Raw genomic sequence first — 18,404 nt, forward strand, 5'->3', positions numbered from 1 at the left:
GGAGGGGCGCGCGGCGACGGACGACCGGCGCCGGCCACAGAACTTGGCCCTGCGCGCGGCGCCGTGGGACGTCTGCACCATGCCCTCTCGCATCGCCCGCCGCCCCGGGCCGGCGCTGCTGCTCCCGTTCCTGGCGGCGCTCGTCGCCCTCGCCTTCGCCCTCCCGGCGCGCGCGTGGGTCGAGGTGCACGTCGCCGGGGACGACGCGCGGCTCGCGATCGACCGGGCCGGCGCCGCCCGGGTCGAGCACAAGGTCACGCTGAAGATCTCGGGCGGGCCGCTGCGCGCGCTCGACATCAAGGGCGTCGACCCGGACGCCGAGCTCGACCAGGGCAGCTACGCCGTGCCCTTCAAGGCCGCGGCCGCGGGCTCGCTCACGGACGCGACGCCGGTCGCGCTCGAGCTGCTGCCGCCCGACCTGCGCCCGCGCGAGGACGGCACGCGCCCGCCGCCGACGCTGCGGGCCCGCTTCGACGGCAAGGGCCTGAGCCGCGGGGTGTTCGTGCTCTTCTTCCGCTACCGCACGGACCTCGTGAAGCGGGGGCTCATCCAGCAGGACGGTCCGAGCTCCCGCGTCTCGTGGACCGGGCCCCTCTGGGACGACGGCTACGACTCGGCGCGGCTCACCGTCGAGCTACCGGCCGCGCCCGACGAGCCGCGCGTCGACGAGGCGGGCGACGCGGCGGGCTCCGACCCGCTCGGGGCGCCGATGACGCTCTCCACGCTGCGCCGCGCGCTCGACAAGGACGAGCTCGAGCTGCTCCGCCCCTACGCCCCGAAGGGCGAGCCGATCCGGTGGGCGGTCCGCGCCGACGCGCGCGCCTTCCAGCCCGCGCCCGCCGCGGCGACGCCCGGCGCCGACAGCCTCGGGCGGCTGGCGGACGCCGCGGCCGCGAGCCCCGATCGCAGCCGCACCCTCTACATCGCCGCCGGCGTCGCCCTGTTCGCGCTCTACAGCGCGCTCGTCGCGCTCAAGGCGCGCGAGCACGAGCGCCTCGCGCGCGCCGCGGGCGTGGCGCCGCGGCCCCTCGTCCCGATCCCGCTCGCGCCGCGCGCCGCCCTCGCGGGGCTCGCGCTCGTGGCGGGCGTCGCCCTGGAGTTCCTGCTCAGGGACGGCACGGCGGGCGCCGCGCTCGTGGCCGCGGCGACCGCGCTCGCCGCGCACCGCACCCCCCGCCCGGAGCGCGCCGGCGGGGCCCTGCGGCGCCCCGGCAAGTGGCTCCCCGTCGCGGAGGCCGAGGCCTTCCGCGAGCCGCCGCGGGCGCGCGGCGTCTACCTCGACGTCTCGACGCGCGCCGGCAAGGCGCTGCTGGTCGCGCTGCTCGCGGCGCTCGGCGCGGGGGTCCACGCGCTGGCCGGCGCGTCGCCGTACCACGCGCACCTCCTCGCGCTCGACGCGACGGCGCTGTTCGCGATCTTCTGCACCGGCCGCCTCGCCGAGCTCCCCCCCGATCCGGCGGCCCGGCCGGTCGCGTTCCTGCGCGACGTCGCGCGCCGCGTGCGGCGCACGCTGAAGGCGCCCGCGAGCGCGGCGCCCGCCGCGTCGAAGCGCGCCGCGGGCGCGGCGGCCAAGGCGCCCGCGGGCACGGCGGCCAAGGCGGCCGCCGGCGCGACGGCCAGGGCCACGGTGAAGGCGCCAGCGCGCGCGGCGGCGGGGGCCACGGAGCTCCGCGTGGTCGGCCGCCTGCGCATCCCCGACGGCAGCCCGGACGCCGACGAGCTCCGGCTCGGCCTCGCGCCGCGCGCCGCGCTCCCCGGCTTCGTCGCGATCGAGGTCGGCGTCGTCTACGCGCCCGGCGCCGGCGGCGCCATCGGGTTGCCCGAGGTCCTGCTGCGCGTCGCCCCGGGCTCGCCCTGCGAGCGCGCCGTCGAGCGGCTCGCGAGCAGCGGCCGGTCGTCGCGCGGCCGGCGCCCCGGCGAGCGCGTGCTCGCGTTCACGCCGCGGCTGCCGACCGCGCGGATGACGGCGGCCATCGCCGCCGCGCTCGTCCGCGCCGTCTCCACCCCGCCCGCGGGCGCCACGCCGAACAAGCCGCAGGGCGCCAGCGCCTCCGGAGCGCCTCGCGCGCCGCGCCCCGGCAAGAAGGCGATCTCCGCCGCCGCGTAGCGCGCGCTCCCTCGGACGCCAGACACGCCCTTCCTCGCGACGACGACAACGGATCCGCGGCGCGCGCCTGCGCGCTCACGGCCACGACGGCGAGCTCACCGTTCGCATCGTCAGAAGGCCGTTCACGTTCCGCGTGACGGACGCGGCCGGCCAGTCGAGCGAGGATACCGGGTTTCCGCTCTTCGAGAACGGAGAAAAAGGCGGCAAATCGCGGCTTCAACCCTGCCTGTTTGGCCTACCTTCCTGCCCGCGCGAGCCCGTCCCGCCGCGAAGCTCCGAATTTCTTGAGACTGGCACTCTTCCAAGTCAGTGTGTCCAGGTGCGACGCCGGCGCGCATCACCGCAGCGCGCCGTGCTTGCACGCGCCCCCACACGAAAGAGACGACAGCGACGTGACGTGGCGAGGGCGCCCTCCGACACTGACCCCGACGGCATGCGAAGAAAACGCGGACGCTCCACTCGAGCGTATAGCGAGAGCTGACCTGAGCATGATAATCTCGAGCTGATCATCTTTGTCGCGCAGAACAGCGCTGGAACGGATCGAATCATGCAAGGGGTCGGTGCTCCCGCTGTCTCAGCAGCGAGGGCTGAGCGGCCAGTCGACGCTCGCAGACCCTGCATCGGCCGGGTGAGAAACGCTGGAGTACGGTCACACGGCATTTTTACACATGCGTGACCGGCCCCGGCGGAGCTCTGCTCTGGCCTCGTCATCTCTTGATGTCGGCCGTCGTCGGACAGGCCCCAACGGACCGGGAGCGATCATGGCAAGAAGACGCGTCATCTCCACATTCACGTCCTCATCGCTGTGCGCGGGCGCCGCGATCTGCGCCTCGCTCGCCGCGGGCGACGCCCGGGCGGCGTATCGCTTCGACGCCACCGAGGCGGCGTTCGACGCGACGTACGCGGCGGCGCCCATCGACGTGACCGGCGTCGTCGTCGACGAGGCGGGGTCGCCGATCTCGGGCGCGGAGGTGACCGCCATCGGCTGGGGGAGCGGCGCGGTCAACCACGGCGAGATCGCGTTCACCGACGGCGCGGGCGCGTTCACCCTGGAGGCGCTCGCGCGGCGCTCGGTCCTCCTGCGCGTCGAGATCGACGGGTACTACAGCGAGATCATCCCCGCCGATCTGCACCGCCCGCTCTTCGCGGCGGCCGCCGACGTCGGCCGCGTCGTCCTGACCGTGCAGCGCCCCGGCCGCGCGCGGATCCTCGTGGGGGGCGACACGATGTTCGGGCGGCGCTTCATCGACAGCGACGCCGACGGCGTCGAGGGGGAGACCGGCGACCTGATCCGCCCCGGCACGCGCGAGGCGGACGCGCGCGCCATCCTCTCCTTCCTGCGCGACGTCCTCTCGTCGTCGGACTACACCCAGGTCAACCTGGAGTGCCCTGTCACGGCCAACCCGGAGACGCCCCACCCGTACAAGTCGTTCACGTTCTTCTCCTACCCCGAGACGGTCCGGGCCCTCGCGCTCTCCGGGGTGGACGGGGTGAGCCTCGGCAACAACCACATGTTCGATTACCTGGAGGGGGGCGTCACCGACACGCTCAGCGCCGTGCCGAACGCCGGACTCGACTGGTTCGGCGCCGGCGTCGACGAGGCGACGGCCAAGGGCACCGTTCTCTACAGGACGATCCGCGACGTCGACGTGGCCTTCCAGGGGTTCAGCCAGATCGTCAACGACGGGACGACGCTCGCGGAGTACGCGCTCACCGCCTCCGATGGGCCCCCTCCCAAGCCCGGCGCGCTCCAGCTCGGCCTCACCCAGATCAGCGACTTCATGCAGACGGACGCGGTGGGGCGCTTCGCCATCCCGGTGCTGCACGGAGGCACCGAGTACAGCGACTACCCGTCATCCGGCATGCGGCGGCGGTTCACCCAGCTCGTCCAGATGGGCGCCGGCATGGTCGTGGCGCACCACCCGCACACGATCCACGGCGTCGGGCTGCACGACGCCGGCGCCGGCCCCCGCTTCATCTTCATGTCGCTCGGCAACATGGTCTTCGATCAGGACATCTTCGAGACGTACCAATCGTACCTCGCCGCCGTCGACATCGACGAGGCGGCGGACGGCAGCCGCGCGGTGCACCGCGTGCAGCTCATCCCGTTTCAGAACGAGGATTACGTGCCGAAGCTCGTGGGCGGCGCCTGGCTCGGCCGGGCGATCCGCCACATCGGCCACCTCTCCACGACGCTGCCGGCGGCGCCGTCGCCCGGCGACGCGGCCGACGGCCTGACCGGCGCGGTCGTGTTCGCGAGCGGCCCGCGGGCCGCCGCGGTGAGCGACCCCGCGCAGTACACGACGAACGAGCAGGTCGAGACGCGGAGCGTGCCGCTCGCGAACCGCAGCACCGGCCCCGTCGCGCACCAGCGCTCGAGCGCCTCGGACTCGCTCGCCGCGCTCCGGACGACCGCCGCCGCGAGCTGCGATTACGGCCGGGAGATCATGCTCTACGGCGATTTCGAGGACAGCGACGTCGACGACGCCTTCCACGAAGGCTCGATGTGGTCGATGAGCGAATACCGCTACATCGAGAACAGCGTCGTCCACGGCGGGACGGGCGCGATGGTGTTCCTGCGCAAGTCGAACAGCACCGGAGAGGTGTCGACCTACATGAACAACCGCGTCAAGTTCGAGCCCGGCCGCAAGCTGACCCTCACCGGATACCTGAAGGGCGACAACGCCGGGCAGATGCGCGCGCAGGTCTACTGGTACACGAGCGGCGGGGCGAGCCTGTCGAACAGCGTCGCGTACACGCGCGCGGCCGGCACCTACGACTGGCAGCGGTTCACCGTCGACCTCACCCCGCCGGCGAACGCGGGCTCGGTGCGGGTCTACTTCAGGGCGGCGCCGCCGGCGAGCGGCGAGGCGACCACGTTCCTCGATGACGTGTCGCTCGTCGAGTGGGAGGGCACGATCGCCGACGGCTCCGTCGGGTTCGCGTTCGCGACGCCGAACGACTGGAGCTTCGTCCGCTGCACCGCCACAAATCCGGCGCTCACGACCCTCGGCGTGACGATGACGCACCGGTCGTACACGCTGGCGCCGGCGACGCCCTGAGCACCCCATCAGCGCCAGGACGCGAGAACGCCGAACGCCGACGACAGGCCGACGACGCGCCGGCGACCACCTCGAAGACGCGAGACCCACACATCGACTCACGATCCTCCTGACCTCGACTTCTTCGCTCTGCCTCGGTACCATGGGCGGGCGGCGATGCGCCGTAGAGCGGCGCTGCGCCGTGGACTCGACACCTGCACTGCGCCTGCGCGCCACGGACCCGCCACCATGAAGCCCTCGCGGAAGCCATCGTATCTCGCGACCCTGCTTGCGCTCGCCGCGGTCACGGCCGGCTGCGGCTCGGACCCCGAGGGCCCCGATCTCGTGTGGCCGATCGGGGGGACGGACGAGATGCAGCCGATGTCGTCGAGCTTCGGCCCCCGCCTGCAGACCTCGCGCGACGGCGTCTACGACTTTCACCGGGGCATCGATATCCCCGCCGTGATGGGCACCCCGGTGTACGCGGTCGGCGACGGGAGGGTGACGCGCGCCGGGCGCTACGACGACTTCGATGACGTCGTGGTGCAGATCGAGCACTGCGACGGGACGGGCGCGTGCTTCTACAGCACCTACGTCCACCTGACGATGCCGCTCGTCGAGCCCGGCGAGGTGGTCGGGCGCGGTCAGCACATCGGCTACACCGGCCTCGCGGCCAGCAGCCTGTTCCCCCACCTGCACTTCGAGATCCGGGAGGGAGGGACCGAGAAGGTGTACTGCGTGCACCCGCTCCGCTTCCTCCCGACGCCGCGCGGGCTGCCCCCGGCCATCGTCGTGCGCCGCACCGACGAGGACTCCACGGCGAGCGTCTCGGTCGAGGTCGAGGCCACCCTGCCCGGCATCGCCCCGGGCCTCCTCGAGGTCGACGTCGCCACGTCGAACCGATCGACAGGGGAGATCATCGACGAGCGGGGGATCAACTACGACGCGTGGAACCGCAAGTACACGGCGGAGGGTGACGCCGCGATCATCGACGACGAGAGCCTCGAGGGCATCCGGATCGAGCCGGCGAAGTTCAACGCGCAGGCCTCGACCTACGTGATCGCGTTCCGCTTCAGCAACCTCGACGGGACGGCGTCGGCCGACGACCTCCGGATCACGGCGCGGGCGCGCGACGTGAACGGCCACGTGGTCGAGGTGAGCCTGCCCTGAGGCGCGCGCGCGCGGCGAGCGCGCGGCGCCGGGTCAGACCTCGCCGACCAGCGCCGCCATGTCCGCGGGCAGCGGCGAGGTCACCACGAACGCGGGCACCGCGTCGCTGCCGCCCCACCCGATGTAGTGCGCGTGCAGCGCGTGGCGGCTCAGCCCCTCGACCGTGGGCCCGCCGTAGAGCACGTCGCCGGCCAGCGGGTGACCCACCGACGCGAAGTGCGCCCGGATCTGGTGCCGCAGCGCCCTCGGGGCCCGCGCCTCGACGAGCTCCCAGAGCCCCGCCTGCCGCACGCGCTTGTACATCGTCGCCGCGGGCCGCGGCGCGTACCGCACGACGTCGCGCGGGTGGATGCACGGGTAGACCCGCTTCTTGTCCTTCGGGTGCGGCGCGAGCGGCACCTCGATCGAGCCCATCTCGGGGAGATCGCCGATCTGGCAGATGAGCAGGTAGCGCTTGTCGAGCCGCCCCTCCTTCAGCCCGGCGCCCAGCGCCGCGAACGCCGCGGCCGTGCGCGCCGCCAGCACGAGGCCGCTCGTGTCCGTGTCCAGCCGGTGGCACAGCCCGGGCTCCCGCGGGGAGAACCCGATCGCCGCCATCTCGGGGTACCGCGCGACCAGGGCGTTCGCGAGCGTGCCGCGCTCGCCCGGATCGAGCGGCGCGGTCGGCATCCCGGCGGGCTTGTTCACCACGACGAGGTCGTCGCGCTCGAGCACCACCTCGAGCGGCACGTCCGGGTCCGGCGTCGCCGCGCCGGAGGCCTCCGTGGGCGCGACGTCGACCTCCAGCACCTCGCCCGCCACCGCGACGTCGCCCTTCGACGCGCGCCGGCCAGCGCCGCTCGTGCCGGCCCCGTGCACGCGCACGCGCCCCTCGGAGAACAGCCGCTTCGCGCCCGCCCGCCCGAGCCCGGGCAGCATCTGCACGAGCAGCTTGTCGAGGCGCGTCCCTGCATCCAGCTCGGTGATCGTGATCTTCATAGCTCCTACGGAATCGCCCCCTGCCACCCGAGGCCGAGCGCGGGCGCCCGCCGGCTCCCGACCACGCTCTCTCCTATCACTCCCATCATGGGCAGGCCGAAGCGGTTCCACGAGGGGCGCGCGCCGCGGGCGCCGGCGAACGCGGCGCGCGTCACGTACCACGTGACGCCCGCCCCCAGCAGAAATCCTCCGGCGGCGGCGCCGACCCAGGCCCGCTGCTGGGCCTGCGTCGGGGACTCGAAGACGAGCGGGCTGGCGAGCGCGGCGGCGCCGAGGCCGCCGAGCAGCGCGCCCACGTCGATCGTGAGGACCTGCGACGCGGTGACGTCGAGCTGCGTCGCGGCCGCGGCCGCCGCGAGCCAGCCGAGCGCGGCGCCATAGCCCATCCCCGCGATCGGCGTCCTGTCGACGTCACCGCGCGCCGCCCACTCGACCAGCGCGCCCAGCGTGAGCCCGAGCCCGCCGCCCGACTGCGCCATCAGCGCGCCGCCCTCGGACATGCGCCCGAGCGAGAGCCCGAGCGCCGCGAGCGTGATCCCGGCGGTCCCGCCGATGAGCCCGGAGGCCCAGCGCTCCTGGTCGGGATCCGCGGCGTGCTCCGCGAAGCGGCCCTCGTAGATCAGGTGGCCCGCGATCGTCGGCCACCACGTCCCGGACCCGAGGTACCAGGCGTCGGCCACGCCGACGTCCCACTCCTCCGCGATGATGATCGCCCCGCCGAGCCCGATGCCCGCGCCGACCGCGAGGAGCGGGTAGAGCAGGCGCGGATCGTCCGAGCCGCTCGATCGCTGGATCGAGAAGCCCACGAGGCCGCCGTAGAGCGTCGCGTTGGCCGCGAGCGTCGCCTTCCCGAGGCTGCGCGCGGGCGTGGCGAGGCGCCCGCGGCACCGCTCGGAGCAAGGCTCCTCCTCGCCGCGCGGCGGGGCCGCGCTCGCGCCGCCGTCGAGCTCGGCTACGAGGTCGCGGAGCATCACGGCGGCGCGCACCGCGAGCTCGTCCCGCGCGACGCGCTCGACGCGCACCCGCAGCGACCGCGCGCCGCCGGGCGCGAGCGCGATCCGGAGCTCGACGTCGTCGCCGCGCAGGTCGAGGCTCGGCGCGATGAAGAGCCTGTCGCTCGCGCGCGCGCGCTCCACGAGCTCGGCCTCGTCGGCGCGCGCCCGCGAGGCGACGCGGTCGGCCAGATCCACCGACAGGCCGAGGTCCTGCGCCGTGTCCGAGAGGAGCGCGTCGAGCGCGCTCGCGAGCGGCGCCGCGCGCTCCGCGTCCTCGGGCGCGAGCGCCGTCGGGAGCACGACGGTCGGCCTCGCCGCCGGCGACGGGCGCGTGGAGCCCGCGGGCTGGCCGGCGCGCGCCGGCGAGATCGCGCCGGCCGGCTGAGCCGACGCCGGGAGCGCCCCGGCGAACGCTGGCAGCGCCGCGGCGAGCGAAAGAGCGCGCGCGCGACCGCGGAGGTGCCAGGGATCGATCATGAGGTCGCTGCTTCGGTCCCCGGCGACGCTCGCCGCGGTGGCCGCCGCCGATCGAGGCGTCGATCAGAACATGAACGTGCCGCTCGCGAAGATGTCGAACGTGTTGCTGTCGTTGACATAGAAGCGGCGGCCGATCGCGTTGATGCTCGGGCGGTAGTTGGGGTTCGGGCTGCCGGTGACGGTGAAGCTCCCGTCCTCGTTCTGGCGGCGGCACGGCCCGGCCGTCCCGATGTCGTCCTTGTACTGCGAGTTGCACGGCTGATCGCCGCCGATGCCGTGCCCCTGGTCGTGGCGGAAGCCGACGCCGAGCTGGAACTTCACGAGCTCGGCCGCCCTCCACGTCACGCTCGCGGAGCCGCGGTACGAGCCGTACGGCTGGACGTCGGCGAGACCCGTGAAGTACGTCCGCTGCGAGCCCTCGTCGACGACCGAGGGCGCGCAGGCGCCCGGGTCGCCGTTCCTGCACGCGTTCGGGTTGTGCGCCTCGTTCTGGCGGAACGACGCCCACTGCGGCTGGCGCAGCGAGCTCGCGTCGGTCGAGCCGAGCGCGTCGAACAGCTCCGAGTAGTCGCGCCCCTCGGAGTGGTACTCGCCGGTGAAGCGCAGATCGAACGTGAGCCCGGTGAACTTCTCACGGTTCTCCCAGGGGATGATCATCATCCCGAGCATCACGGTGCCGACGAGCGGCGGGTTGTTGACCAGCGACGTCTTCAGGTCGATGAGGCCGTAGTCGCTCGACTCCTGGTGGAACTCGAACAGCGCCTTGAACCCGCCGTAGGGCTCGACGTACTTGATCCGCTTGGACAGGTACGTGTGCACCTCGAGGCCGATGGTGCCGCGCGAGACGCCGGGATCGCGCTGCGCGAGGCGCCCCCCCTCGAACGGGAGATCTGTCTCGCCGTTCCGGTTGATGTCCGTCGGATCGGCGCACTTGGCCTGCCCGCTCTTCGGCGACTCGGTGCAGGCGTGCATCGGCTCGCTCACCGGGAAGCGCCCCTCGATCCCGAACAGCCACGTCGGCTTCGTCCGGTCGCGCGCCTGGTTCATGATGTTCACGTCGGCGCCGACGGCGAGGTACTCGATGCCGCTCCGGGTCGGCGACGTGAACGGCAGCGAGAAGAGCTGCTCGCCCGGGGCGCCCGCGAGGGCGACGGCCTGGTGCGCGGCGCTGCCGTCGAGGTCGGTGAGCTCGCGCGAGTGGCTCAGGACGAGCGGCATCCTGAGGTAGAGCGCGAGGTCGCGGTAGACGCCGACGTCGAGGCGCATGTTGAACTTCGACGTCGCCTCGCTGTAGCTCGCGACGTTGAGCAGGTTCGACGTGTAGCCGCCCGTCGACAGCCCCGGCGCGGCGATGCTCGTCTCGCGGCGGATCTTCGCGCTCTTGCTCGCGTACTCGAAGCCGAAGCTGAAGTTCAGATCGAAGTTGTCGCCCTCATCGAAGGCGTCGATGACGCTCGTGATCTCGCCCGTCTCCACCATGAGCCGCGGCTCGGTGGCGCTCCGCGGCTCGTCCGCGGCCGCGGGGGACGTCGCGAGGAGAGCCGCCGCAGCGACGGCGAGCGACGCGAGCGCCGAGCCGCAGTCCACGCGATTGGCCACGCTGATGGCGACGCGAGCAAGATGGCCTTCGCCGTACCTTCTGCCGTGCATGCTCATGGTGATCCGTCGGACGGACGCTACCGGCGGGGGCCGGAGGGTGTCAATCTGCGAATCGCTCGGCGGGCGCGGCGCGGGGCCTCAGCGCGCCTCGGCCCGCTCCTCGGGGGCGAACGGGCTCTTCCCCTCCTCGCTGTCCGGGAAGATCTCGCTCGTGATGTCCTCCGCGGCGAGCTCCTCGCGGGCGGTGGTCAGGTCGCGCGACGTCTGATCGAGCCGGTCGGCGAGCACGCCGAGGAACTGCCAGAGCAGCTTCACGGCCAGCTCGTGCTCCTTGCGGAGGATCTCGAAGAAGTCGGCGCGCCGGACGGCGATGAGCTCGCTCTGCTCGACGGCCGAGACGGTGGCGGAGCGCGGCATGCTGCGGATGAGCGCCATCTCGCCGAAGTGCTCGCCCGGGCCGACCTCGCTCAGCACGGCGTCGCCGCGGACGATCCGGACGAGGCCCGAGAGCACGATGAACAGCTCGTCGCCGCGGTCGCCCTCGCGGACCACGATCTGGCCGGGCTCGAACGAGAGCACCTCGGCGACCTGCATGACCCGGAGCATCTCGCGCTCCTGGAGGCGGGCGAAGAGCGGCATCTTCGCGAGCACGTCGCGCTTCAGGGCGAGCAGCCGCGCGCGGACGCTGTCGCGGTGATCGCCCGCGCCGAGCCGCACGAGGACGGCGGTGATGTTGTCCTTGCCGCCCTTCCGGTTCGCGAGGTCGATGAGGCCGTTCGCGGCGGCCTCGCCGTTCTCCTCCTCGAAGAACGGCTCGAGCTCGGCGGTGTGCGCGATGTAGCCGTGGAGCCCGTCGGAGGCGAGGAGGAACTGGTCGCCCGGGAGCACCTCGATCGTGAGCGTGTCGACCTCGACGCGCTCGTACACGCCGACGGCGCGGGTGATCGCGTTCTTCTGCGCGACCTTCTCGATCTGATCGCGCGTGAGCTTCCCGCGCTTGATCAGCTCGTTGTAGACGGTGTGGTCCTCCGTGACCTGCTGGATGCGGCCCTCGCGGAGGAGGTAGATGCGGCTGTCGCCGACGTGGGCGATGTAGCCGTGCGAGCCGGCGATGAGCAGCGCGGAGAGCGTCGTGCCCATGCCGCGCTTCGTCGCGTCGGCCTTCGCCTCCTCGTGGATGCGGGCGCAGGCGCGCTGCACGGCGTGCTCGAGCAGGCTGAGGACCTCCTTCATCGCGGCGCGCCGCACGTTGCTGCGCGCCTGGTTCTCGATGAGATCCCGCTCTTTCTTGAGCTCCTCGTGGATGATGCGGACCGCGAGCGCGCTCGCGACCTCGCCCGCGGCGTGTCCGCCCATTCCGTCGGCAACCACGAAGAGCGCGAGCTTCTTGTCGACGAGGTAGTTGTCCTCGTTGTGGTCCCGCATGCGGCCGACGTCGGTGGCCGCATAAAACCTGATGTTTTCGGACAGGCCCATCGGTTCGGGCAGGCTAACCGAGGGCGCGGGAGGAAATCACTAGCGATTGCGCCCACCGCGAACTGGACGACCTCCGCCCGTCCGCCTCACCCGCGCCGCGCCCGGGACGTGCCTGCGCGATCGGGAGATGCTCGGGGTGCGGGTGGGGAATCGACCGCGTGGCGGCGGCTGCGAGCGGCGGTACATTCGGAATGCGCAGAATGGGAGGCTCCATGCGGCTCGTCCTCTTCGATAACACCGACGTCGGGTGGGGTGCTCGGCGGGCTCCGCGCGCGCCCCGCCGGCGCGAGGTCGGCGAGGTCGCGCCACGCGCGGAGCCCGCGACCGCCGACGCCGCGGATCTCTCGGTCCTGGGCGAGGCGGTGGGCGCGTCGATCGGCCTCACGCCGGTCTGGCGCGCCGGTGCGCTCCTGCACCGCATGACGGGCGCGGCCGACGCGTGGCAGTCGGCGTCGAGCTGGGCCGAGGCGCTCGGGTGGGCGGCGCGCACGGCGCGCGAGCGCGGCCGGAAGATCAGCTCGCTGCAGGCCTGGGGGCACGGCGGCTGGGGGTACATGCGGATCGGGAAGACGCGGCTCGACGAGGCGGCGCTCCGGCCGGGCTCGCCGCTCGACGGGGCCATCGCCGCCCTGAAGGCCGAGCTCGCGGGCCCCGACGCCCTCGTGTGGCTCCGCTGCTGCAGCGCCTTCGGCCACTCCGGCCAGGCGTTCGCGCGGGCGCTCGCGGGCCGGCTCGGCTGCCGGGTCGCGGGGCACACGTACATCATCGCGTTCTACCAGAGCGGGACGCACTCCCTCCGCCCGGGCGAGGCGCCGGCGTGGGATCCGCGCGAGGGCGTGCGCTTCGCCGACGGCGCGCCGGCCGGCGCCCTGTGGTCGTCGCGCACCGCGCCGAACACCGTGTCGTGCCTGACGGGCGAGCTGCCGCCGGGCTACTGACGCCGTCGTCATGGACGAGGGCCGCGGCCGAGGTCTCCCCCGGGGCGGCGCGCCGCCCGGCGGCGCTCGACCCGCCTCCTCGCGCCGGCGTACCCTGCCGCCATGACGCCGCCCGAAGCGCTCCGCGCGCGCGCGCTCGATCTACTGAGCCGAGGGGACATGGCCGGCGGGATCGCCGGCCTCGAGGCGCACCTCGCGGCCGAGCCGGACGACGCGGGGGCCTGGCTTTCGCTCGGGGCGGCGTACGCGGCGGAGGGCCGCTGGGCCGAGGCGGCGCGGGCGCTCGCGCGCGCGGTCGAGCGGGGCGGCGGCGAGGTGGAGGCGCGCCTCGCCTACGCCCGCGCGCTGGTCCGCCTCGGCCGGCTCGACGAAGCGGCCGACCAGCTCCAGCAGGGCGCAGCGATCGAGCCGCCCGACCCGCGGGTGCTGCGCGAGCTCGGGATCGCGCGCTACGACCAGCGCCGCCATGACGAGGCAGCGCGCTGGCTCGCGCGGGCGTGCGAGGCGGCGCCGGAGGACGGGCGGGCGGCGTTCGCGCTCGGGCTCGCGCACGAGGCGCGGCGGGACATCGCGGCGGCGATCGCGGCCTACCGCGAGGCGGTGCGGCGCGCGCCGGCGCTCTCCGACGCGCGGCTCACGCTGGCCGACGCGCTCGCGTCGATCGGGGAGCACGAGCAGGCGCTGGGCGAGCTCGAGGCGCTGCTCGCGCGCGAGCGGCGCCACGAGAAGGCGGCGCACAACCGCGAGGTGCTGCGGCGCGCGCTCGCCGAGATGCGCGCGCGCCGGCTGCTCGGCAAGACGGAGCGGGAGCTCGCGCGGTCGGCGCTCGCCGTGGAGGCGCAGCTCAGGCGCCGCGAGCAGACGCCGGCGGCGACCGGCGAGGGGGCGGGGCGGCAGATCGTCCGCTACACGGCGCCGCTCCTCGAGCTCTACGCGACGATCGACCCGGCCGGCGGCGCGATCGAGGCGCTGCACCTCGCGCTGACCGATCCGGATCGCGCGGCGCGGTCCGAGGACGACGTCTTCAAGGTGACCGTGATCGGCGAGGACGGCCGGCAGGCGCCGGTGAACTACGCGACGGGCGCGTCGCTCACGTTCCTGCGCGAGGCGCTCGGTTGCCCCATGACGCAGGCGAGCGCGCTCTACGCGTCGCTGCTCCAGGGGGCGCCCTCCGTCGACTGGGGCGGCGCGACGGCGCGGCTCGCGAGCGTGCCGGGCGCCGCGAGCAAGGCCGGCGGGGAGCGGCACGGCATCCTGGTCAGCCGGCGGGGCTAGGCCGTCGGGATCACGGGCGCGGCGGCTCGGCGGCGTCGGGCGGCGCGTCGCCGGGCTCGATCATCCCGAGATCGTGCATCGAGGAGTAGTGGCCGTCCGGCGCGAGGATGACGTGGTCGAGGAGCGGCACCCCGATCACCGCGCCGGCCGCGGCGACCGAGTTGGTCATGAGCACGTCCTCGGGAGACGGCGCCGAGTCGCCGCTCGGGTGGTTGTGCACCAGCACGAGCGCCGAGGCCGCGTCCGCGAGCGCGGCGCGCAGGATGTCCTTCGCCGTGACCGAGCAGCCGTGCAGCCCGCCCTGCGAGACCCTGCGCGCGCCGCGCATCCCGTTGCGGCCGTCGAGCGAGATCACCCACATCTGCTCGTGCTCGAGCGGGCCGAGGTGCGCCGCGCACCACGCCGCGATCGAGGCCGAGGTGCGCACCGGGGGCCGCGGGCGCACCGCGCGCTCGAAGGCGCGCCGCCCGAGCTCGAGCGACGCGGCGATGCGGAGGGCCTTCGCGAGGCCGAGGCCGGGGTGCTGGGCGAGCGCGTGCGGGCCGAGGCGCGAGAGCCCCTCCAGCCCGGAAAACCGGGCGAGGAGCGCGGCGGAGACGAGCGTCACGGGGGTGCCGACCAGCCCGGTGCCGAGCACGATCGCGAGCAGATCGGCGTCGCCGAGCGACCAGATCCCCTCCTCGAGCGCCCGCTCCCGCGGGCCGGCGAAGCCGGGCAACGCGGAGGGCTCGTCGGCGTACGGATCGATGAGGTGACTGGACGGCAGCGCGGCGCTCTTCCACAGGCTCATGCGCGGACGCCAAGCACGCGGCGGGCCGGCCGGCGCGCCCGCCGCGCCGGCGGGTTTCACGCCGCCGGGGGTGGCGGTCCGGCGGCGGAGGGTGGCGGCCGCCAGGGGCGCGCGCGGCGTGAGAGCGTGAGAGGGCGCGCGCGCGTCACTCGACGCGGACGATCGTCTCCTCGGGGAGGCTCTGGGCGAAGGCGTCGCGCGCGGCGCGCACCTTCGCCTCGACGAGGCCGTCGAACGTGAGCTTCGTGCGGTAGTCGGCGCCCGACCACCGGGGGTAGGAGCCGATGTCGACGTCGCGGTGCGCCTCGACCACGCGGTCGAGCATGGGCTTGAGCTGCCCCTCGTCGAGGGTCGTGAACACCGCGAGCGAGATGAACGGCGCGCCGCCGGAGAGCTCCGCCTGGATGAGCGCCTGCTTCGCCCGGAAGATCTGCGGCACGCCGGGCAGCATCCACACGTTCCGCATCACCACCGCCGGCCACGCCGCGCTGCCGCCGGTCACGAGCCGCGCGCCCTCCGGGATGCGGGCCATGAGCAGGTGCCCCTCGGTGATCCGGTCGCCGTAGTACTCGCGCAGCATGCTCTCCATGTTGGGCGCGCTGACCACCGGCACGCCGAACGCGCGCGCGACGCCCGCGATCGTGAGATCGTCGTGCGTCGGGCCCACGCCGCCGCTCGTGAAGAGCCAGTCGTGCGACGCGGCGAGCGCCCGCACCTCCGCGGCGATCACCTCGATGTCGTCGAGCACCATGACGGCCCGCTCGAGCTTGACGCCGAGCGCGCGCAGGGTGCCCGCGAGCACGAACAGGTTCTCGTCAGCGATCTTCCCGGTGAGCAGCTCGTTACCGATGATCAGCGCCGCCGCAGTCCTCATCTCTCCCTGTGCTCCGCTCAGCCCTCGAACTCGCGCGTCACGGGGCGCCCGTCGGCGTCCATCCCGAGCAGCTCCTCCACGCGCTTCTCCGCGCGGTCGAGGCGCTCCTGCGCCGACCGCGACAGGCGGATGCCCTCCTCGAACAGCGAGAGCGCGCGCTCGAGCGGCAGGTCGCCGCCCTCGAGCTCCGCCACGATCTTCGCGAGGCGGCGCGTCGACTCCTCGAAGGACAACGCGCCGGCGCCGGCGGCCTTGTCGCCGCTCACCGGCGCGCGATCGGCCTCGCTCGCGGACGCCGTCGAGGTGGCGCGGGGCTCCGCTCGCGGTTCCACGCACGATTCCGCGTCCGTGCCGCTCTCGTCCGTCGCGTTGCTCATCGTCGTCATGAGCCAGAGTCCCCCGGGGGTGCGGCCGGCGCAAGCAGGACGGAGCTCACCCCCGGCGGCACCGCCGGCACGAGGAGCACGCCGTCCGGATCGGCCACGACCGGGACGGCCACCCCGTCCGGCCGGACGAGCCGCGCCGGACGCGACGACGCGCTCGCGGCCGCGCTCCGGTCGTTCGGGACGATCGCGACCCAGACCACCCCCGCCGCGAGCGCGGGGCGCGGCGCGTCGCGGGCGCCCGGGACGCCGGAGAGCGCGGCCCGCGCGAGCGCGCGCACCCCTTCGTCCGGGTCGAGGTCCCGCGCCGTGAGGAGCACGCGCGTGCGCTGCACCTCGGCGCGCCGCGACAGCCCGCGCACGATCGCGCGGCGCACCGCGGGGTCGTCCTCGAAGCGGTAGGCGCGCGCGAGGAGCGAGACGCTGTCGGGCATGGGGTCGCTCCCGAGGCCGAGCGCGACGTGCGCGCGGACGACGGGATCGCTCCCCTCGAGCAGCCGCTTGAGCCGGCCGCGGATCACCTCGTCGTCGCGGGCCGCGAGCGCGCGCGCGGCGAGCGGCGCCAGGGGGCCGCCCGCCTCCGCGAGGGCGGCGAGCCGCGAGGTCGCGACCGCCCCGCCCCGCGGCGCCGCGAGCAGCGCGACGCCGGCCGAGATCGCCGCCGCGTCGGGCGCGGCGTCGTCGCCGCCCGCCGCGGCGCCCCCGCCGCCGGGCGCGACGAGCTCCGCGAAGAGCGGCGCGAGCGCGGCGAGGGCGCGCTCACCGCGCGCGAGCGCGCCGCGCGCCGCCGCGTGGACCGCCGCGCGATCGCAGGCGGCCGGCGAGCACGCGCCGACCACCTCACCCGCGTCGCGGAGCCCGAGCGCCACGGCGCCGAACACCCCGACGGCGCGATCGCTCGACCCTCTCGGCGCGGCCAGCGCCGCGAGCAGCCGCCCCTCGATCGCCTCGGGCGCGTCGCCCAGGACGAGGCCGCGGACCACGCCGGCGCGCAGGCCGAGCCGGCGGAGGTCCGCGTCCTTCGCGGCGCGCGCGCCGTCGATCATCTCCGCGACGGCGGCCCGCGCCTCGGCCCCTGGTGTCGTCGCCAGCGCGAACGCCGCCGCCGTCGCGAGCTCCGGGCGCTCGACAAGCCCGCGGAGCTGCCGCGCCGCCTCCGCGCCGCCGGCGCGGCCGATCGCCGCGACGGCGCGCGGCCGCGCGTCCTCCGGGAGCAGCGGGAGCGCGCGCGCGAGCGCCGGCACGAGCCGCTCCGACGGCGCGAGCTCGGCCAGCCTGAGCCCCTCGAGGCGCGCGCGCTCGGACCCGAGCAGCGCGGCCACGGCGTCCGGCGCCTCCGGCGCCCCGAGGTGGACGAGGATCTCGGCGGTCGCCTCGAGGAGCCCCGGCTCCGGGCGGCGCAGCCACGCGCGCGCCCTGGCCAGCGCGGCCTCGTCGCCGAGCCGCGCGAGGGCGCGCGCCGCGGCCACCTGCGCCGCCCGGTCGCCGCCCTCGAGCATCGGCCGCAGCGCCCCGATCGCCCGCAGGTCGCCGAGCTCGCCGAGGAAGGCGACGAGCGCGGGCTCGAGCCGCTTGCGGCTCCCGAGCAAGAGCTGGAGCGACGCGGGCGGGTACGCCTTGAGCGCGCGCGCCGCGGCCTCGCCCGCGGCCCCGCCCTGCACGATCGCGTTCACGAGCGCGCCGAGCGCGCGCCGGTCTCCGGAGCGCGCGAGGGCCAGGGCGGCCGTGCCGCGCAGCAGCTCGCCGAGCGGCGACGCGGCGCTGCGCGCGGGGGCGCCGCCCTCGGACAGCTCGCGCGAGAGGAGCTGGCGCACGCTGTCGCGCGCTGCGTGCGGCGCGAGCGCCCGCACCGCCGCGAGGCGCGCCCTGGGATCGCGCGCCCCCGGGGCCCCCTGCTCGAGCGCCGCGAGCAGCGCGCTCACCGCCTCCTCGGTGCCGATCGCGCCGAGCCGCTCGATGCCGCGGAGCCGCGCCTCCGGGTCGCTCGACGCGAGCAGCCGCTCCGCGACCGGCACGCCGAGGCTGCCGCGCAGCGGCGTGGCGCCGGGCTCGGCCGCAGCGGGCGCGCCGCCGTCCTCCGCGCGCGGCGCCCGCGCCGTCCGCGCGACGGGCTGCGGCGCCGCCGCGCCCGCGATCGCGGTGGCCGCGAGCGCCGCCGCGAAGCCCAGCGCGCGGGGGGTTCCAGGGGGAAATCGCATTCGCTCGACCGCACTATCCCGCGATCGGCGGCCCGCTGTCACGCTCCCCCGAGGCGCGCCAGCGCGGCGTGACAAGCCTGGAATTTGATGGAAGCACGCGCTA

General features: G+C 75.0%; 13 protein-coding genes. 5 read left to right on the plus strand and 8 right to left on the minus strand.

Annotated features, from left to right (window positions below; genetic code table 11):
* Positions 1–79: 79 nt before the first annotated feature.
* From WME76_RS30880 to WME76_RS30890, 3 genes are all read left to right on the plus strand, one after another.
* Positions 80–2,107, plus strand: a complete 2,028-nt coding sequence (locus tag WME76_RS30880; RefSeq protein ID WP_437955837.1) for a hypothetical protein — start codon at positions 80–82, stop codon at positions 2,105–2,107.
* Between the two features lie 761 nt (positions 2,108–2,868).
* Positions 2,869–5,169 carry a CapA family protein gene (locus WME76_RS30885; protein WP_437955838.1) on the plus strand — a complete coding sequence of 767 codons (2,301 nt, stop codon included), beginning with the start codon at positions 2,869–2,871 and terminating at the stop codon, positions 5,167–5,169.
* Positions 5,170–5,397: 228 nt separating this feature from the next.
* Entirely contained in the window at positions 5,398–6,318 is a 921-nt protein-coding gene (locus WME76_RS30890) for a M23 family metallopeptidase (RefSeq protein WP_437955839.1), read from the plus strand.
* A 33-nt stretch (positions 6,319–6,351) separates the two neighbouring features.
* On the opposite strand, the gene WME76_RS30895 is transcribed toward WME76_RS30890, so the two are convergent.
* The 4 genes from WME76_RS30895 to WME76_RS30910 form a co-directional block, all read right to left on the minus strand.
* Complete coding sequence (locus tag WME76_RS30895; protein WP_437955840.1) at positions 6,352–7,296, minus strand: RluA family pseudouridine synthase; 945 nt, start codon at positions 7,294–7,296, stop codon at positions 6,352–6,354.
* Between the two features lie 5 nt (positions 7,297–7,301).
* Positions 7,302–8,768, minus strand: a complete 1,467-nt coding sequence (locus WME76_RS30900; protein ID WP_437955841.1) for a hypothetical protein — start codon at positions 8,766–8,768, stop codon at positions 7,302–7,304.
* A 63-nt stretch (positions 8,769–8,831) separates the two neighbouring features.
* Entirely contained in the window at positions 8,832–10,418 is a 1,587-nt protein-coding gene (locus tag WME76_RS30905; RefSeq protein ID WP_437955842.1) for a hypothetical protein, read from the minus strand.
* An 87-nt stretch (positions 10,419–10,505) separates the two neighbouring features.
* The gene (locus WME76_RS30910; RefSeq protein WP_061620529.1) at positions 10,506–11,843 is read right to left on the minus strand and encodes a Stp1/IreP family PP2C-type Ser/Thr phosphatase; all 1,338 of its coding nucleotides are present in this window, start codon (positions 11,841–11,843) and stop codon (positions 10,506–10,508) included.
* A gap of 212 nt (positions 11,844–12,055) precedes the next feature.
* On the opposite strand from WME76_RS30910, the gene WME76_RS30915 reads away from it, so the two are divergent.
* Both WME76_RS30915 and WME76_RS30920 read left to right on the plus strand, forming a co-directional pair.
* Positions 12,056–12,781, plus strand: coding sequence for a hypothetical protein (locus WME76_RS30915; protein ID WP_437955843.1), 726 nt, complete (start codon positions 12,056–12,058; stop codon positions 12,779–12,781).
* 102 nt (positions 12,782–12,883) lie between these two features.
* Positions 12,884–14,056 carry a tetratricopeptide repeat protein gene (locus WME76_RS30920; protein WP_437955844.1) on the plus strand — a complete coding sequence of 391 codons (1,173 nt, stop codon included), beginning with the start codon at positions 12,884–12,886 and terminating at the stop codon, positions 14,054–14,056.
* A 10-nt stretch (positions 14,057–14,066) separates the two neighbouring features.
* On the opposite strand, the gene WME76_RS30925 is transcribed toward WME76_RS30920, so the two are convergent.
* The 4 genes from WME76_RS30925 to WME76_RS30940 all read right to left on the minus strand — a co-directional run bounded on the left by WME76_RS30925 (position 14,067) and on the right by WME76_RS30940 (position 18,301).
* Complete coding sequence (locus WME76_RS30925) at positions 14,067–14,846, minus strand: JAB domain-containing protein (protein ID WP_437955845.1); 780 nt, start codon at positions 14,844–14,846, stop codon at positions 14,067–14,069.
* A 145-nt stretch (positions 14,847–14,991) separates the two neighbouring features.
* Entirely contained in the window at positions 14,992–15,720 is a 729-nt protein-coding gene (locus tag WME76_RS30930; protein ID WP_437955846.1) for a competence/damage-inducible protein A, read from the minus strand.
* A 17-nt stretch (positions 15,721–15,737) separates the two neighbouring features.
* Positions 15,738–16,052: an exodeoxyribonuclease VII small subunit gene (xseB, locus tag WME76_RS30935; protein WP_437955847.1), complete on the minus strand. Its 315-nt coding sequence runs from the start codon at positions 16,050–16,052 to the stop codon at positions 15,738–15,740.
* Positions 16,053–16,102: 50 nt separating this feature from the next.
* Positions 16,103–18,301: a HEAT repeat domain-containing protein gene (locus WME76_RS30940; protein WP_437955848.1), complete on the minus strand. Its 2,199-nt coding sequence runs from the start codon at positions 18,299–18,301 to the stop codon at positions 16,103–16,105.
* Positions 18,302–18,404 lie beyond the last annotated feature (103 nt).

The organism is Sorangium sp. So ce119, from assembly GCF_051524405.1.
In the GTDB taxonomy this organism is placed as follows: Bacteria; Myxococcota_A; Polyangia; order Polyangiales; family Polyangiaceae; genus Sorangium; species Sorangium cellulosum_G.

Bases quoted from the DNA above. Each gene is read 5' to 3' on its own strand.
- WME76_RS30880 (WP_437955837.1), top strand. From the start codon at position 80: ATGCCCTCTCGCATCGCCCGCCGCCCCGGGCCGGCGCTGCTGCTCCCG.
- WME76_RS30940 (WP_437955848.1), bottom strand. From the start codon at position 18,301: ATGCGATTTCCCCCTGGAACCCCCCGCGCGCTGGGCTTCGCGGCGGCG.
- WME76_RS30885 (WP_437955838.1), top strand. From the start codon at position 2,869: ATGGCAAGAAGACGCGTCATCTCCACATTCACGTCCTCATCGCTGTGC.
- WME76_RS30925 (WP_437955845.1), bottom strand. From the start codon at position 14,846: ATGAGCCTGTGGAAGAGCGCCGCGCTGCCGTCCAGTCACCTCATCGAT.
- WME76_RS30895 (WP_437955840.1), bottom strand. From the start codon at position 7,296: ATGAAGATCACGATCACCGAGCTGGATGCAGGGACGCGCCTCGACAAG.
- WME76_RS30900 (WP_437955841.1), bottom strand. From the start codon at position 8,768: ATGATCGATCCCTGGCACCTCCGCGGTCGCGCGCGCGCTCTTTCGCTC.
- WME76_RS30915 (WP_437955843.1), top strand. From the start codon at position 12,056: ATGCGGCTCGTCCTCTTCGATAACACCGACGTCGGGTGGGGTGCTCGG.
- WME76_RS30930 (WP_437955846.1), bottom strand. From the start codon at position 15,720: ATGAGGACTGCGGCGGCGCTGATCATCGGTAACGAGCTGCTCACCGGG.
- WME76_RS30910 (WP_061620529.1), bottom strand. From the start codon at position 11,843: ATGGGCCTGTCCGAAAACATCAGGTTTTATGCGGCCACCGACGTCGGC.
- WME76_RS30890 (WP_437955839.1), top strand. From the start codon at position 5,398: ATGAAGCCCTCGCGGAAGCCATCGTATCTCGCGACCCTGCTTGCGCTC.
- WME76_RS30905 (WP_437955842.1), bottom strand. From the start codon at position 10,418: ATGCACGGCAGAAGGTACGGCGAAGGCCATCTTGCTCGCGTCGCCATC.
- WME76_RS30920 (WP_437955844.1), top strand. From the start codon at position 12,884: ATGACGCCGCCCGAAGCGCTCCGCGCGCGCGCGCTCGATCTACTGAGC.